Raw genomic sequence first — 244 nt, 5'->3', positions numbered from 1 at the left:
CTCGCGCCCGGGCGTGATCGAAATCGCATCCATCAGGACGTCGAACTTTCCGGCCTGGCGGCCCGGAATCATGCCGTCCCAGTCCTGCGCCACGAGATTGCACTTGAGCTGCGCGCGTGCGCACAGATTCGCGGCGAGTTCGGGCTCGAAGCCGCCAAGCTTGCCGCCCGGCAGCGTCATGTTCCATGGCGCGTAGCCGCCTTCAAGCGCGATCGTCACATCCTTCGCCTGCGCGGCGCCGCCG

At 67.6% G+C, this 244-nt stretch carries 1 protein-coding gene; it reads right to left on the bottom strand.

Translation table 11 applies throughout. The features are described 5' to 3' along the window. A partial coding sequence (locus SB772_RS44555) for a transporter substrate-binding domain-containing protein (protein WP_410839097.1) occupies positions 1–244 on the bottom strand: 244 nt, incomplete at both ends.

The sequence above is a fragment of the Paraburkholderia sp. SIMBA_030 genome (assembly GCF_046535245.1).
In the GTDB taxonomy this organism is placed as follows: domain Bacteria; phylum Pseudomonadota; class Gammaproteobacteria; order Burkholderiales; family Burkholderiaceae; genus Paraburkholderia.
This window is presented reverse-complemented; position numbering and strand designations above follow the sequence as displayed.